This is a genomic window from Enterococcus hailinensis, from assembly GCF_045862035.1.
GTDB classification, from domain to species: domain Bacteria; phylum Bacillota; class Bacilli; order Lactobacillales; family Enterococcaceae; genus Enterococcus_A; species Enterococcus_A hailinensis.
The window spans coordinates 1-16093 of sequence record NZ_BAAFRV010000009.1 but is presented as its reverse complement, the minus strand read 5'-3'; the positions used below and the strand labels follow the sequence as shown (position 1 = coordinate 16093).

The window sequence follows — 16093 nt, the reverse complement described above, 5'->3', positions numbered from 1 at the left end:
CGCTCATTGCTTGAGCGGCTTTTTCTAGTTTAGATATTCATTTAAAACAGTTGCGACACCAGAATCATTGTTTGAGGTGGTTAAACGATCGGCTAGCTGTTTGACTGCCGGAGCTGCATTGGCCATGCCGATACTCGTTCCACTGATTTCTAGCATTTCTAAATCATTTTCTTGATCCCCGATTGCTAATACTTCATTTAAATCAATGGCGAGATATTTAGTCAAAAAATTTAAAGCCGCTCCTTTATTGATGCCTTCAGCCATTACTTCTAACCAATATTTATCAGAATAAGAACTGTTGATCTGTTCTTTTTCCAGTTTGGCTCTTAATTTTACTAATTTACTAGTATTACCATCAGTAAAAGCTAATTTGAAATAACTAATATCGCCATTTTCGATTTTCTCCCAAAGGTCTTGGACCCGAGATTCTTGCAAATTGAATTGTGCATAATAAGGACTATCGACTTCATTATGGTCCTGAGCAAAATTGATTCGATCATCTCGTGTTGCCCGGCTTGCCACAACAGTAACACCTTCCTCCATTGCAAAAGAAAGAGCTTTTTTCACTGTGTCCGCTGGAATCGTATAATTTTTTAATACTTCAGCAATTTCCCCATCTTCGATCCGCGCCACATAGGCACCATTGGATGCTAAGGTATAACCATTTAATTTCAATTCAGCGAAAACTTCTCTTGCCGATTGAATCGAACGTCCAGTAGCTAAAGTGATAATTCCACCTTGCTGGTTAAATTTTTTTAGTGCTTGCCCATTTTCGGTTGTGACTTTTCCGTCTGAATCTAATAGTGTGCCATCAAGATCCACCGCTATCAATTGCATACTCATCCGTCCTTTTATGTCTTTCTATTTAATAGCTTCTTACTTTAGACTAGCTTAAACGACAAAAAATGAACAATCAAACGCTCAAATTTAATATAAATCTATTTTAAGTTCAAGTTAATTCTCAAATTTTTATTTATCTTAATAAAAAATTAATAAACTTGAAAAGTGTTATCTAGCGGTTGTTTTTGCTATTATTTTGCATAATTTATATCGTTTGTAAAGCGTATATTTTGCTAAAACTAATAAATGAGATTATTCTAATATTTGTAAACTTCTGTAAATATTTTTTATCATTTAAAAAAATTTGGGTTAGGAGTGAAGTATCATGTTTACAAAGACCGAAGAAATTCCGGTAGTTACAGCATCTGATGAAGCATATGCTCCTTTTCTGAGTGTGATGATTGCCACATTGCTCGAAAAGACTACGCGTAAAACACCGGTTCGTTTTTTGATTATTGATGACAATCTATCAAAATCGAGTAAAGAAAAACTGATTCAAACCGCCAATGATTTTTCCGACTCTGCAACGATTCAATTTGTAAAAGTAGATGAAGAATTATACAAAGATTTTTTAGTTAGCGATCATATTACAACGACTGCTTATTTTAGAATATCGATGCCTAAACTGTTAGCAGAAGAAAATTATCATAAATTATTGTATATCGATGCAGATACATTGGTGTTAGATGACATCAGCACTTTGTATCAATCGAGTTTAGAAGGAAAAACGATCGGGGCAGTTATTGATCCCGGACAAACTAAAGCATTACAACGATTGGGTGTTACTTCTGAGGATTATTATTTTAATTCCGGCGTAATGGCTATTGATGTGAAACGTTGGAATCAACAAAAAATCACTGAAAAGACGATTGATTATTTGAAAAATAATGCTGATAAAATCATTTTTCATGATCAAGATGCTTTGAATGCAGTGCTATATGAAGAGTGGCATCCGTTCCATCCAAGATGGAATATGCAATCATCATTGATCTTTGATAAGCATCCGGCACCTACTGAAGAATATAAACAATTGTATAAAGAAGGACGTGAAGATCCTGCTATCGTCCATTTTACAGGCCATGATAAACCATGGAACACGCTTAAAGGTCATCCGTATCAAGATTTATATATGAAACGTTTGAATGAAAGTATTTTTAATGAAAGGGTGAATGTACAATGATGAAAGAAAAGATTACCGTCGTTTCCAGTTGCAATGATGCATTTGCTCCTCATGTCTCGGCTTTATTTGTTTCGATTCTTGAAAATGCCAATCGAACGACTTCAGATTACGAGTTTTATGTGATCGATGATAAAATTACTATGGCGAATAAACGTTTGATGCGAGAAACAATTTCTCCGTATAATGTAACAGTTAAATTTTTAACTATCGATAAAAAGTATTTTAAAAATGCTGTTGAGAGTGATCGGATTCCAGAAACTGCTTATTATCGAATTGCGATTCCCGAATTATTTAGAGATCAAAAGATTGATAAGTTATTATACTTAGATTGCGACATGATTGCGTTAACGGATATTTCTGCGTTATGGAAATTAGATTTGACAGATTATACGCTTGCAGCTGTTGAAGATGCAGGCTTTCATCATCGATTAGAAAAAATGGGTATTGCTTGTAAGTCGACCAAATATTTTAATTCAGGTTTTATGTTGATCAATGTAAAAAAATGGTTAGCAGAAAACGTTACTGAACGAGTAATGGATTTCATCCAGGATCATCCTGAAAAATTAAGATTCCATGACCAAGATGCCTTAAATGCAATACTCCATGATCATTGGTTGCAGTTACATCCAAAATGGAACGCTCAAAGTTATATTATGAAACGAGAAGTAGATCATCCCGATCCAGAGGGTGAAAAAGAATATTTTGAAACTCGCAGAAATCCTAAAATTATTCATTACTCTGGACATGATAAGCCTTGGAACAAGGATTACACATCGTCATTAAAGAAATATTATGATAAATATGAGCGGATGACAGCTTTTTCAGCAGAATACGAAGAAGAATTATCTTCGAAGATTTCATCAAATAGAAAATCAAGTTAAAATGATAATTTTTTAAAAAAGGCAATGGGAAGGGGAGAACAACATGATTCATCTTTTAGAGAAAAAATCAGTACAAACTAAAAAGCATCATGGCAAAACGAACCACTCAAAAGATACTAGTGCCGCAAAATCATTAGGATTCAAAATAATATCGGTACTAGTGATCGGCTATATCACCACTAAAATCAAAAACCGCAAGAAAAATTAAAACAGGAAAAAGACGGGAGCTAAGTCATCTTTAGCTCCCGTCTTTTTATTGTTTTTTTAAAAGACTGAATGATCACGATTGCCCCAACGATCGCGCGGACGATGTTTGATTTGAGGTTCGATTTCATTGATTAATTTGGTCATGATATGATCAAATTGTTCTTTTTCTTCAGCGGTCAATGCTTCTAAAATAACCGGTTGAAAATCGTCTGATTGCTGAGCGGCTATTTTTCCTCGAGCAGTTAAATAGATTTCCATTACACGTTTATCTTTTTGCGATTTCTCACGAGTAATATATTCCTTTTTTTCTAGTTTACGAATCATTTCAGAAGCAGATTGAGGGCGCATGTCCAATTGGTTGACTAAGTCTTTTTGCGAAATTTTCCCATGTTCGCGAACAATACTTAGTATTTGTCCCTGTCCGCGATTTCTATTTTCAAATTTAAAAGGTCCACGAGTATTTTCCCTAAAAAATTGCATGAATAAGCTATTCAAACGCATATATTTTTGTGTTAATTCAATATTTAAATTTTTTTCATCCATGTGTATTTGTGACTCCTTCTCATCATTCCCTATCATTTTATCAGGTCACCGAAGTAATAGAAAGAATTATCTTAACGGGAAACGATTGATTTTCTATCTAGAGATAATTCTCAGCCTCATTTTGTGTCAGCCAAAAATGAATCCCACCGGTCGAGTCCACCCAGCGATTTGGATTAAAATTTTCAGCTTCGACCCATTCGCCGACACGATAAATAAAATGATCGTCTACATAAGAAATCGCCTCGTTATAATTTTTATAAGTGTGCATATCTTTGATTGATAGGACTTTAGCTTTATCACAACGACAGCAAGTAGTTGTTGCGGAACTTCTTCGAGCTCCACTAGGGATCAATAGTTGTACAATACGATGGCCGTAGCATTTTTTATAACCCAAAAATGCGCCTTTAACAGGGCAGCGAAGGGCAAAAAACTTGGTTGTTGCATCAGAAATAATAGCCGTCAAATCAGCGTTTTCTAACTTTGCATGAAACAAATTAGCACCGGAAATATCAGCTTCATTTAGACTAGAAGCTTGAAAATCTGTACCTACCAATGAAGCATTTCGCAAAATACTTTGAGAAAAATCACAATCTATACATAAACAATTATCAAAATTTGCTCCGGTCAAATCGGCACCAAAAAAATTGACCTGTTTAAATATCAGATCATGAAAATTTGCAAATGGCAATTTACGAAAAGAATAATCCTGGTTTTTTAAGACAGGCTGCATGAAATATCTCCCTTCTGTTAAATAAAGTTAATTCATTTTAGCATCTTTTGAAGAAGAAGATTCATGAAATTTAGTTTGGAAAGCAGTAGATGAACAATTGACAAATACTTTAAAAAAATTTAAACTAAAAACGAACGTATGTTTGTTTTTAAAAAAGGAGGCTTAATATGAATCTTTACGTAGATGAACCAGTTAGAGATGTATTTTGTATGGATTCAAAAAGTTTTTATGCTAGCGTGGAGTGTGTCGAGCATGATGTCCATCCTTTAGAGGCGCTTTTAGTCGTGATGAGCGGCGATCGTGAGAATTCAGGCCTCGTTTTAGCCGCAAGTCCTAAAGCAAAAGAATTATTAGGCATCAGTAATGTGAGTCGTGGTTTTGAGATTCCTAATCATCCTGATTTGATCATTGTCCCTCCAAGGATGACACTTTATATTGATTACCATATGCGAATTCAAGAAATTTTTCGTCACTATATGGCGGATGAAGATATTCATACTTATAGCATCGATGAGCAGTTCGGTGATTTAACCCACAGTTGGAGACTATTTGGTGACAGTCCAACAGAAGTAGCGAAGCAGATTCAGCGCCAAATTATGGAACAATTAGGGATTTATACTACTTTAGGAATTGGAGATAATCCATTGTTAGCTAAAATTGCGATGGATATTGAAGCTAAAAATGATTCTACGCGCTTTGCTGAATGGCATTATCAAGATGTTTCTAAAAAAATTTGGCCAATTAGATTAGGTGACTTTTGCGGAATCGGCCGACGAATGGAAAGACGTTACCAGTTAATGGGTTTTTACACGATGGGTGATTTGGCACATAGTGACCCATTTGAGTTGAAAAATCATTTTGGGATTATGGGAATGCAACATTATATGCATGCGTGGGGGATTGACCGTTCCGTTTTGTCACAAAAAGGTCTATATCCTAATAAAGAGAAATCGATCGGTAATTCTCAGATTTTACCAAAAAATTATGCCCGTAAATTAGACATCGTAATAGTTATTGCAGAGATTTGTGAGCAGGTTTCTCAAAGATTACGTAAAAAAAATTTATTAGGTGCTACGCTGCATTTAGGTATCAGTTACGCTTACTATGGAAATGGTAAGCGTGAGGGATTTCAACACCAGCAGAAAATATCCGCGACACAACAATCAAAAGAGTTAACAGCAGCAGCGATTGGGTTGTTCGAAAAGTATTGGGATCATTCGGAAGTCCGTAGAATAGCTATTACAGTTGCTAGCCTATCATCTGCAGGAAGTTTACAACTAAATCTTTTCGAAGAACCACAAAAAACAATCAAAGAAGATCAAATCGATGAGGTGATTGCTCAAATTAGAAGCCGTTATGAATTTGCATCGATTGTCCGAGCACATTCGATGATTGAAGGAGCAACTGCTATCAAACGAGCTGGTCTGGTTGGTGGACATGCAGGTGGAATGGAAGGACTTGAGTAACGATGATTTACGATGATGAAAGTGCAGAAAAACTTTTTCTTGAAGCTAAACGGGTTTACCAAGATCGCGGTATGCTGAAATGGGTAGGCTTTTATCTATCTGATCATACTGCAGAATTAACCAAAGATAGTCAGAAGCGAAATCATATCAATAAAGAAAAAGTGCAAATGAGCATGGAAGAAATTGGTGGACTGCTTCAACAGGCCTATTTAAAAAATCAGCGAGTCGCACTACAGCTATCCGCGTTAGATAATGAAGGGCAGTTTCAAGATGATTTGGTTGGGAAGCTGGCTGGTCAAAGAGATAACTTGATTTTTTTTAATGAAGAAACGCGCGGGATGCTTCAGCTGACAATTGAACAAATTCATCATGCAGAAATTATTCTACCTCAAAAAATTCTTTCGCAAAAAATGAAGGAGATCAATGAATGAAAAAATAAAAAGCCCTGACACAGCATGTCAGGGCTTTTATTTAAAAGATTTTAAATTCATTTAATGGCCAAAAACGTAATACAACTTTTCCTTGAATCAAAGATTGATCTACAAAGCCGAAAATTCGGCTATCCTTTGAGATTAGACGATTGTCTCCTAAAACAAAATATTTATTGTCGGGAACTGTGACATCAAAATCATTGGTGAAGCTGGTCGCATTGGCAGCTTGTTCTTGGAAACCTGTACTGTAGGAATATTCGCTTGCTAATTTATCTTTTTTGAATTTTTGCTTGTAATCATCAAGATAGGATTCATCGTATTTTTTTCCATTGACAGTCAGCACGTCATCTTTCATAATTACACGATCGCCAGGTAGTCCGATGATTCGTTTTACTACATAGACACTTTCATCATCAGGTTCTTTGGTAGTGATGATATCTTGCCGTTGGAGCGAAGATATTTTAGATGTAATCAAACGTTGCCCATCATGTAATGAAGGATCCATTGAGTGTCCATCTACTTTGACAGGAGAAAAAACAAACATTCTAGCTAGAAAAACCAATAAGATAATTAGGACTATCGGAAGCCATTCTTTTAATTTATTATTCATAATTCACCTCGTTCGAAGATAATTTTATCATGCTTCAAAGTAAAAAGCTCTTGTTAACTTCTTTTGTATCAGAAAATTTTGATTCAACTAGAGAAAACAGCTTTTTTGTGGCACACTAAGAAGCATATCAACCTAAATAAGGAGTAAATTTATGACACGCAATTATCCAGCTCCTCCGAGCCTACCACGTTCTTTTTCAAATCATTTTTATTTAGAAGATGAGGCCTCGATCGATGAAGTTCAGGTTGCCGATGATGATTATAGTTATTCGGAGTTTGAAAACGTGATTATACGCCGCTCGTTTTTAGAAAAAGTTACCTTGCAGCGGACAAAATTGATCCGTTTTGAAGCTAGTAATACAGTATTTAAAAATTGTGATTTTTCAAATCTTGATTGGATCGGAGGAAGTTTTCATCAAGTGATCTTTGAAAATTGTAAGTTAACTGGGTGTAATTTCGCTGAGAGTTATTTACGAGATTGTCAATTTAAAGATTGTGTGATCAACTTCGGATCATTTAGCAATACAAATCTGAAAAATGTGGCTTTCGAAAATTGCCAATTAACGGATAGTAAGTTTTATGAAGTAACATGGAAGCATTTATTTCTCGTGAATAATCAATTTGACAATAGTAATTGGATGCGAACTAATTTAAAGGGCTTGGATTTTACACAGAATCAATTTAGCAAAATCGCTTTTTCAATGGAACAGCTTAGTGGGCTGAAAGTTACGGCTTATCAAGCATTAATAATTGCTGCAGGCTTAGGCCTAGAAATAACAGAATAAATACACCGGCTCTTAAGAATAAGAGCCGGTGTATTTATATTTATTATAAATGCCTAATTATTTCCGGCTTTAGTAATTCAAGACGTTGGTTAGGGTGTTTGCGTAAAATGTATATCTTTTTTTAGGATACAAACGTGATTTTAAAATAAATATACGGTTATTTTATAAATAAATCTAAAGAAATGGTTATATTCTTTAAAACCTTTTGATATTTATCTTCAGAAAAAGTAGTATTCTTTGTGAAAGTAAATATAAGTGAACTTGTTAGGTGAGGCTCCTAAACAAACATAAGCTATTGCGCAGAAACGTCGAAAGACGCCAATGTGTAAAACAGGAATTGTCGGATTAAGGCTTTTCATAAAATAGCTAAGAGTAATTCTTTACGTTGTTTAGTGCTAAAACTCAGACGATGAGATTGTATGAGACACCAAACTTGTTAGTTCTTTTTGCTAACGTTTGGTGCCTTTTTTAGTTATTTGTGGTGCTGCTCTCGTCTATAACATCGACTTAGACGAAGAGGGGGAAATAAAGATGACGAAAAAGAAAAAGATCGATTGGCTTCTAGTACTGCCTTATTTAGGTACAAGCGTAATTGGTCTTTTAATGGTCTACAGCGCAAGTTCATATCGCTTGATAGCGGCCGGTGAAAATCAATTTTCATTATTTATGAAGCAAGCAATTTTTATGGGACTAAGCTGGATAATCGTGTTACTGATTTATCGAGTAAAAAGTACGGTGATGCTACAGGGAAAGTTTGCCAAAATTTTATTGGTGATCGGATTAGTCAGTTTGATTTTAGTCAAAGTCCACGGGGTGAGCATCAATGGAGCACAACGATGGGTATCGATTATGGGGATTCAATTTCAACCATCAGATGTGACCAACGTCGCATTGATCTTTTATTTGGCGTATTTCTTTCGTAAAGAACGAACAACTAGAGAGCTAGTTGCTCCTTGCAGTATCGTTTTCATCAGCAGTTTACTAGTCTTGTTCCAACCTAAAGTTACTGGGGCTATCATGATTTGGCTTATTGCGTTAGTGATTATATCAACAGCTCAATTTCCTTATCAGTTAACGATTCTGATTTTTTTAGCGCTCGTTTTAGGTGCAGTAGCTGCGGGAGGGTTGATTCTTTTCTTAGGCAGTCATCAATTACTTCCGGGAATCTTCGCTCACACGTATGATCGGATTCGTTTAGTGGGAAACCCATTTTTAGATCCGTATGGTAAAGGTTTTCAAATGAGTAATTCTTATTACGCATTATATAATGGCGGATTTTTTGGTAGAGGGATCGGCAACAGCATTACTAAAAAAGGCTACTTACCTGTAGCAGAGACAGATTTTGTCTATTCTATTTTAGTTGAAGAATTAGGTTTGGTCGTTGGTCTAATCGTTTTAGCAATGCTATTTTTGATTATATTGCGTCTATTCGTATTAGCATCAAAAGAAACACAACAGCAAGTTAGTTTGATTTATTTTGGTGTTGGAACCCTTCTATTGATTCAAACAAGTATCAATATTGCGAGCATTTTAGGGTTGATCCCGATGACGGGGATTCCCTTACCCTTTATCAGTTATGGTGGAACAAGTTATCTTTTATTATCGATAGCGTTGGGTGTCTGCTTAAAATTTTCTTCGGAGGATCGTGCCAATGAAAAAACGCCTGAATTACGAATCATTTAATTATCCATTGTTTTTACCGATCCTAGTTTTTTATTTGGTCAGTGTCATTGTTCAAACGATGGCGGCGAGTCTAGATGGTGCAAACGTAAAAAATGTCATGATCAAACAAATTGTTTTTTGTTGTCTTTCTTTATTGGCGATGGGAATTGTTAGCCGTTTTAAAACTGCCACTTTTTTGAAATATGCACCGGTATTCTATGTCATTTCTTTAGGTATCATGGCTTTATTGTATTGGTTTTATGATCCAGCCATGTATTTAGTTACGGGAACAAAACGCTGGTTACGATTTGGTGGTTTTTCATTTCAACCATCGGAACTGATGAAATTAAGTTTTGTACTTTTTATGGTTCGTTTAACGGTGACTTATGAGATGAATTGTGCGGAACGGACCTTGAAAAGTGATTTGCGGTATTTAGGTAAAATTTTATTGTACAGTTTACCAACCTTTATTTTAATGTTCGTTCAACGTGATTTTGGGACTAGCTTAGTCTTTATTGCTATTTTAGGTGCGTTATTTGTTATATCCGGGATGCACTGGGAAATTTTAGCGGTAATTACTGGTTTAGGTGCGAGTGCAGGTGGTACGTTACTATTTTTAGTTTTTAGTAAATGGGGAAACAAATTACTTTATGCGCTGCACTTTAAGACCTATCAATTAGATCGGGTACGAGCTTGGGTCGATCCTTTTCAATACAAAGATTCCATCGCCTATCAGCAAGTCCAAAGTTTATATGCAATTGGATCTGGTGGATTGATCGGAAAGGGATCAGAGCAAACTGCTGTGTATGTGCCCGTGCGCGAATCCGACATGATTTTCACTGTAGTAGGAGAGAATTTTGGTTTTATAGGTGCAACGTTTGTTGTATTTCTTTACTTTTATTTATTTTATCAAATACTTTCTACTGCTATGCGGACTAATAATAAAGCCAATTTATATGTGGCTGTTTCTTTTGTTTTTGGCTTGTTATTCCAAATTTTTGAAAATATTGGAGCAGCGATCGGAATTTTACCATTAACAGGGATTCCGCTGCCGATTTTGAGCCAGGGTGGGACATCGTTGATTGTTTTAGGAATCGGTTTAGGGATCATGATGGGATTCAAAGAAAATTAATAGAGAATAGAGGTTAATTATGCGAAAGAAAATTTTTTTAACTAGTAGTATCGCACTGGTAGCGTTACTAGGCCTTAGTATTGCGGTTACGTTAGATGCACATTGGTTGCAAGGGGTGGATCATTTTTTTATTGATCATCGCATCCCTAATATATCTGTTCTTACTACTGTAGTAGGCTGGATTGCAAAAATAGCAACAATCGGACCAATTTTAGTATTATTTAGCTTATATTCACTATATTTGTTAAAGATAAAACAAAATAGATTGATTATTTGGAGCTTTCTAAATCTATTTTTCGTAAGTGGAGTGGGCTATGTCTTAAAACATATCATTCAACGTACTAGGCCTGAGGAACTTCAATATATTACACGGGATTCTTATAGTTTTCCTAGCGGTCATTCTCTTTTGGTTACAACGTTAATTTGCTCGTTTTTAGTTGTGTCTATTTTCTTAGAAAAGCGAGTGTCAAAAGAACAGAAACTGGGATTAGGTTTATTTGCATTGTTGATTATCGGAGGAAGAATTTATTTAGGAGTCCATTATGTTAGCGATGTTTTAGCAGGAGTATTTCTAGCTGTAGAAGTTACTTTAGGAACGGCTGCTTTGTTTTATCGCTATTTGCTTTCTTTTCCGAGTAATTCAAGGAGAAGTCGGACTTCGCTATTTTCAACTTGGCAAAAATTACTCTTAGGCGGCTTAGTCGTATTACTGACTTTAGTTTCAGGAATTAGTGTATTTGCTTTAAAACTGCATCATAGCTCGCAAAAAGTGGCTGATTCTATGTATGCTCCGATTGAAAGGTCGGGGAAAACTAAATCTCCCGAAGCTTCAGAACCCATGAGTATTTTGATTCTTGGGATAGCCAATGATTCTAAACGCCAAACTGATTATCGTGCAAATACGATTATGGTTGCAACATTAAACAATGAAACGAAAAAAACGACATTGACGAGTATTCCTAGAGATTCATATACTGAAATCGTTGGAGCTGATTATGAAGATAAAATAAATCATGCCCATTCGATCGGCGGACCAGAAATGATCATGGATTCAGTAGAGAATATGATAGATATACCACTGCATCATTATGTTTCTGTGAACATGGATGGTTTGGAAACATTAGTCGATGCCGTAGGTGGGGTGACGGTAGATAACGATTTTGCTTTTTCTGCGGAAGGAATCAATTATCCTAAAGGAAAACAGCACTTGAATGGTTGGGAAGCCCTTCAATACTCTAGAATGCGGTATGAAGATCCAACGGGAGATTATGGCAGGCAAGGCCGTCAAAGAGAAGTCATTGAATTATTGGTAGATAAGATCTTATCTCCGAAAAGTCTCTTCAATTACCAAAAAATCTTAGATAGCATCGGTGAAAATGGAAAAACAGATTTAACATTTGATCAAATGCAGCAAATTTTGAAGAGTTATCGTTCGTCACTTAAACAAATTGATAGCGAACAACTTCAGGGTGAAGGTTTTACGGGGGATGGCTATACAGGAGAAGAAGGGATTTCTTACCAAATGATTCCCCAAGATGAATTGGATCGTGTAAAAGATTTGTTACATGTACAATTAAATTTGTAATTCCAATCTATGAAGGGCTACTTAGGTAATTACTAACTGATTCTTTAGTGACTTGCGTTATAATAGCTACAGAAAGGCGGGAAGTTATGCTTAGTCAGATAGTATTATTACTTGTGACCGGTGTTTTTGCTGGGATATTGGGCTCGATTTTAGGAATCGGTGGCGGAATTATTTTAACACCTTTTCTAACTTTGGTGATGGGATTAGATATTAAATATGCCATTGCAGCTAGTATTGTTTGTGTTATTGCCACTAGTTCAGGAGCGACAATCGCTTATTTAAAAGATGATATGTTGAATTTGCGTGTAGCGATGTTTTTAGAGATTGCGACGACAATTGGAGCAATCGTTGGGGCTTTGCTGTCAGGAATTGTTCCAACCGGTTTTCTATTTGTTTTATTTGGCGGGTTTCTCTTATTTTCCGTGGTGAACATGATTCAAAAATTACGCGGGAAAATGGAAAAAAAGAGTGTCAAAGCTTCCGTAGATTCTCTAGCCGAAAAATTGAAATTGAATGGTTCATATTATGATCAGGTTTTGGATGAGCAAATCGATTATCAAGTCGAAAAAGTTCCAGGCGGTTTTGCGATGATGTTTGGAGCAGGAATCGCTTCTGGATTATTAGGTATCGGTAGTGGGGTATTCAAAGTGACTGCAATGGATACGATCATGAAAATGCCACTGAAGCCCTCAAGTGCGACCAGTAATTTGATGATGGGTGTAACGGCGGCAGCGTCAGCAACCGTTTATTTTTTTAGTGGAGCTATTTTACCTCAAATTGCAGCTCCATTGGCTTTAGGTGTCTTAGCTGGGGCGACGATCGGTTCTAGAATCATGCAACGCATGAAACCGAAAGTGATACGAATGATTTTTATTCCAATTTTATTATTTATGGGAATTCAAATGGTTCTTCGTGGATTTGGGGTGATGATTTAATGGAAAATAAGGAAGAAATGTTAAAAATAGAGCGATCGATCGGCTACATTTTACGTATCGGGGTGATTGTGTCAGCAGTAATCATCTTGATAGGAATGTTATTGCTTTTTTTCCAACCCGCCAATGATCAAGTACCAACTGATTTATGGTTGATTTTCCAAGGTGTACTCAAATTGAATGGTGAAGCATTTATTATGTTGGGACTATTTTGTTTGATTTTGACCCCGGTATTGCGAGTGGTTGTCTCGATAGTTGCTTTTGCAAAAGAGAAAGATTATTTGTATGTCATCATTACGCTGATTGTTTTAGTCATTTTGATTATTGGTATGACTTTTGGCTTAGTAGAAAAATAACCTTTTTTTCAGTCAATTAAAGTGGTAGGATGATAAAAATGAGGAGGGGTTAGATGATAACTATTCGGGAAGCAACAACTGCGGACGCGCAGGAACTAGTCAAAATTTATGCACCGTATGTCAAAGAAACAACGATTACTTTTGATTACGAAGTGCCTAGTGAAAAAGAATTTTCTCAGCGAATACTTGAGATTCAAGAAAAGTATCCTTATTTTGTAGCAGAAGAAAATGGTGGGATTTTAGGCTACGCTTACGCACATGCCTATAAAGACCGTGCTGCTTACGATTGGGCTGTGGAAGTCAGTGTTTATGTAAATCAAAATAAACGGGGCCATGGTGCAGGCAAACGATTGTATCAAGCATTAGAACAAGCACTGGACAAACAAAATGTCGCGATTCTAACTGCCTGCATTACCGGTGGAAATGATGGAAGTATTCACTTCCATGAGCAATTAGGCTATCAGCAAGTGGCTAGATTTCCTAAAATTGGTTATAAATTTGATCAATGGCATGATGTACTGTGGCTGCAAAAATTTTTGATCGAACCTCAAGGGGAACGGCCAGTTTTTATCCCATACAATCAATTATAGAAAAGACCACTAGCATGATAAGTGCTAGTGGTCTTTTTAATTAATTCAATTGAAAAAGAAAAACAATTAAGCTTAGAATACCTAAACCAGTAATAACGATGAACAATACCTTATCTCTTTTAGTATTGAAAATTGGTCGGTGGTATGTATGGCTATTCCATAACCAAAAGACAAAGCTTAATGCATAGATCCCGATACAGTATAAAAGATTCAATGCACCTGATGAATACAGCATATAGATACCATAGAGGATTCCGCCGAATGCTAAAAATTGTTGTCCTTTATGTTGTTTAGTACGAGCTACTTGCCACAAAAAAGCTGCCGATAAAACGTAAGGTACTAAGACCATAGTTGTTGCTGTATTTGTGACAGCTTCAAATGCATCCATCGCCCAACGTGAAATTAAAAAGACGATTTGCATGATAGCGCCATTTACGATCAATGCGTTCACAGGAGCATTTTGTTTATTTGCTTTGCCAAGAAAGGCTGGAAACATTTTGTCTTGAGCTGCGTCGAAAGAAATCTCAGCAGCTAAGATCGTCCATGAGATCCAAGCACCTAATACAGAAATGATGACACCAATATTGATCATGTTTGCGGCCCATTGTCCAGTGGATGCTTGCAGCACACCCCCTAAAGAAGGGCTAGATAAGTTCGCCAATTGTTCTTGTGGTAATGAACCAAAACTTAGCATAACAATTAAAACATAAATAGCTAAAGTGAGTGTATAACCAATCAATGTAGCTCGTCCAACATCACGAGCCCGTTTAGCGCGACCAGATAACACGACTGCACCTTCGATTCCTACGAATACCCACATAGTCTGCAACATGGCATGGCGAATTTGGGTTGGAATACTTCCTAGATGTTGCCCATTTGTTTCGATGTTTTTTGCAAAGACATCCAATGAAAAGATATGATACCTGAAATGAATGAATAAAAGAAAAATAGCCATTAAAATAGGAATAACTTTAGCACCTGTTGCGATTGTATTTAAAAGACTAGCTGTCCGAATACCACGAGCAACTAAAAAGATGACACCCCAAATCATAAATGTTCCGAGAAATAGACCAATTCGTCCACCGGAACCACCGATTTGCGGTATAAATTTACTCAATGCATCTAAAAATAAAATGACAAACGAAACATTTCCGATAATATTGCTTAACCAGTAACCCCAAGCTGAATTAAAACCGACATAATCGCCAAATCCATCTTTGGCATAATAATAAATTCCGCCAATAATATCTGGTTCTTCTTTTGATAATGTTTGAAATACCTTGGCGATAAAGAAAACGCCCGTACCAGTAATGAGCCAAGCAATTAGTGAGGCGATCACACCAGCTGATTGCGAGATACTACTTGGTAAATTGAAGACACCGCCCCCAAGCATTGACCCGATAACGATCATGCTTAAGCCTAAGAGACTCATCTCTTTTGTATGGTGAGTATCTTTTTGCTGTTGTTCCATAGGTTCCCCCTCATTCATATGTACTGTTATAAGAAATTTAACAGTAAAAAATAGCAAAAAAAAAACGCTGTTTCTATTCAAGCATATTTAACAACAAATAGCATTAGCATAAGATGAAACTCTAATGTTTTAAATTAGATCAGGATAATTAAATTCTAATCAAATTAATAAAAAAATATTAACTTGCTATACCAATCGTTTGTTATCCTTACAGTGTAAAAGTTAGGAGGGCTCGAATAGCACGATGAAACAAGAAAAGAACACTTCGAAAAATGAGGTAAAATCTACTGACTTTCTGTTGGAAATGTTGGCGTTGTTCATTCTGATTTCTTTAACTATTTATGCCGTAAGAACCGGAAAGATTTTTTAATTTAAGAAATGATTTTGCTATTATTTGATATCTCAAAAAAAGAGAGGGCCTTTTAGGAACTGACACTATAATTAGATACAATTAAAAAAGAGCACCTCAAATTTAGTAAAATAAATTTGGAGGTGTTTTTCTAATGGCAAAACATAATTATTATCCGGAGAAATTAAAAATTCAAATCGTTGAGAGATTATTAGCAGGAGAATCAGGTTCCTCCCTTCGGGAAGAATTTAATATCCCAAGTAGAGGAACAATATATAGGTGGAAACAGTGGTACATGAAAGGAGAAATTCACCGTTTAAAAACTTCTTCAGGTCGTCCTTTAG

18 protein-coding genes and 1 riboswitch are annotated in these 16093 nt (G+C 36.0%); of the genes, 13 read left to right on the top strand and 5 right to left on the bottom strand.

The window, feature by feature from the left end:
- Positions 1-24: 24 nt before the first annotated feature.
- Complete coding sequence (locus ACKTSC_RS08050) at positions 25-837, bottom strand: Cof-type HAD-IIB family hydrolase (RefSeq protein ID WP_407857315.1); 813 nt, start codon at positions 835-837, stop codon at positions 25-27.
- Between the two features lie 328 nt (positions 838-1165).
- On the opposite strand from ACKTSC_RS08050, the gene ACKTSC_RS08045 reads away from it, so the two are divergent.
- The 3 genes from ACKTSC_RS08045 to ACKTSC_RS08035 are packed head-to-tail and all read left to right on the top strand — an operon-like array spanning position 1166 to position 3109.
- A complete protein-coding gene (locus tag ACKTSC_RS08045) occupies positions 1166-2020 on the top strand; it encodes a glycosyltransferase family 8 protein (protein ID WP_332580952.1) in 855 nt (284 codons plus the stop codon).
- On the top strand, positions 2017-2901 hold the full coding sequence (locus tag ACKTSC_RS08040; protein ID WP_407857314.1) for a glycosyltransferase family 8 protein: 885 nt from the start codon (positions 2017-2019) through the stop codon (positions 2899-2901). The genes ACKTSC_RS08045 and ACKTSC_RS08040 overlap by 4 nt, the downstream gene beginning before the upstream one ends.
- A 43-nt stretch (positions 2902-2944) precedes the next feature.
- Complete coding sequence (locus ACKTSC_RS08035; RefSeq protein ID WP_407856160.1) at positions 2945-3109, top strand: hypothetical protein; 165 nt, start codon at positions 2945-2947, stop codon at positions 3107-3109.
- Positions 3110-3165: 56 nt separating this feature from the next.
- Here ACKTSC_RS08035 and ACKTSC_RS08030 read toward each other — a convergent pair whose 3' ends face one another.
- Complete coding sequence (locus ACKTSC_RS08030; protein WP_407857313.1) at positions 3166-3651, bottom strand: MarR family winged helix-turn-helix transcriptional regulator; 486 nt, start codon at positions 3649-3651, stop codon at positions 3166-3168.
- A 97-nt stretch (positions 3652-3748) separates the two neighbouring features.
- Positions 3749-4381, bottom strand: a complete 633-nt coding sequence (locus ACKTSC_RS08025) for a pentapeptide repeat-containing protein (protein ID WP_407857312.1) — start codon at positions 4379-4381, stop codon at positions 3749-3751.
- A 167-nt stretch (positions 4382-4548) separates the two neighbouring features.
- Here ACKTSC_RS08025 and ACKTSC_RS08020 point away from each other — a divergent pair, with 167 nt between their 5' ends.
- On the top strand, positions 4549-5847 hold the full coding sequence (locus ACKTSC_RS08020; RefSeq protein ID WP_407857311.1) for a Y-family DNA polymerase: 1299 nt from the start codon (positions 4549-4551) through the stop codon (positions 5845-5847).
- Positions 5848-5849: 2 nt separating this feature from the next.
- A complete protein-coding gene (locus ACKTSC_RS08015) occupies positions 5850-6278 on the top strand; it encodes a hypothetical protein (RefSeq protein ID WP_407857310.1) in 429 nt (142 codons plus the stop codon).
- Positions 6279-6318: 40 nt separating this feature from the next.
- On the opposite strand, the gene lepB is transcribed toward ACKTSC_RS08015, so the two are convergent.
- Positions 6319-6888: a signal peptidase I gene (gene lepB / locus ACKTSC_RS08010; protein ID WP_332580945.1), complete on the bottom strand. Its 570-nt coding sequence runs from the start codon at positions 6886-6888 to the stop codon at positions 6319-6321.
- A gap of 151 nt (positions 6889-7039) precedes the next feature.
- Here lepB and ACKTSC_RS08005 point away from each other — a divergent pair, with 151 nt between their 5' ends.
- The 7 genes from ACKTSC_RS08005 to ACKTSC_RS07975 all read left to right on the top strand — a co-directional run bounded on the left by ACKTSC_RS08005 (position 7040) and on the right by ACKTSC_RS07975 (position 13929).
- A complete protein-coding gene (locus tag ACKTSC_RS08005; protein ID WP_407857309.1) occupies positions 7040-7672 on the top strand; it encodes a pentapeptide repeat-containing protein in 633 nt (210 codons plus the stop codon).
- Between the two features lie 253 nt (positions 7673-7925).
- Positions 7926-8093: riboswitch (M-box (ykoK) riboswitch) on the top strand.
- A 110-nt stretch (positions 8094-8203) separates the two neighbouring features.
- Positions 8204-9355: an FtsW/RodA/SpoVE family cell cycle protein gene (locus ACKTSC_RS08000; RefSeq protein WP_407857308.1), complete on the top strand. Its 1152-nt coding sequence runs from the start codon at positions 8204-8206 to the stop codon at positions 9353-9355.
- Positions 9324-10466, top strand: a complete 1143-nt coding sequence (locus ACKTSC_RS07995; RefSeq protein WP_407857307.1) for an FtsW/RodA/SpoVE family cell cycle protein — start codon at positions 9324-9326, stop codon at positions 10464-10466. The genes ACKTSC_RS08000 and ACKTSC_RS07995 overlap by 32 nt, the downstream gene beginning before the upstream one ends.
- Positions 10467-10485: 19 nt before the next feature.
- Complete coding sequence (locus ACKTSC_RS07990) at positions 10486-12051, top strand: phosphatase PAP2/LCP family protein (RefSeq protein ID WP_407857306.1); 1566 nt, start codon at positions 10486-10488, stop codon at positions 12049-12051.
- An 86-nt stretch (positions 12052-12137) separates the two neighbouring features.
- Positions 12138-12986: a sulfite exporter TauE/SafE family protein gene (locus ACKTSC_RS07985; RefSeq protein WP_407856168.1), complete on the top strand. Its 849-nt coding sequence runs from the start codon at positions 12138-12140 to the stop codon at positions 12984-12986.
- Positions 12986-13339, top strand: coding sequence for a DUF1634 domain-containing protein (locus ACKTSC_RS07980; protein WP_332580939.1), 354 nt, complete (start codon positions 12986-12988; stop codon positions 13337-13339). Before ACKTSC_RS07985 ends, ACKTSC_RS07980 begins: the two co-directional genes overlap by 1 nt.
- 53 nt (positions 13340-13392) lie before the next feature.
- Positions 13393-13929 (top strand): GNAT family N-acetyltransferase, encoded by a 537-nt coding sequence (locus tag ACKTSC_RS07975; protein ID WP_407856169.1) that lies wholly within the window; start codon positions 13393-13395, stop codon positions 13927-13929.
- 40 nt (positions 13930-13969) lie between these two features.
- On the opposite strand, the gene ACKTSC_RS07970 is transcribed toward ACKTSC_RS07975, so the two are convergent.
- Positions 13970-15400 carry a basic amino acid/polyamine antiporter gene (locus ACKTSC_RS07970; protein WP_332580937.1) on the bottom strand — a complete coding sequence of 477 codons (1431 nt, stop codon included), beginning with the start codon at positions 15398-15400 and terminating at the stop codon, positions 13970-13972.
- 503 nt (positions 15401-15903) lie between these two features.
- Between ACKTSC_RS07970 and ACKTSC_RS07965 the strand changes: the two genes are divergently transcribed.
- Positions 15904-16093 (top strand): helix-turn-helix domain-containing protein (locus ACKTSC_RS07965; RefSeq protein ID WP_407857206.1); only part of this gene is annotated, 190 nt, incomplete at its 3' end.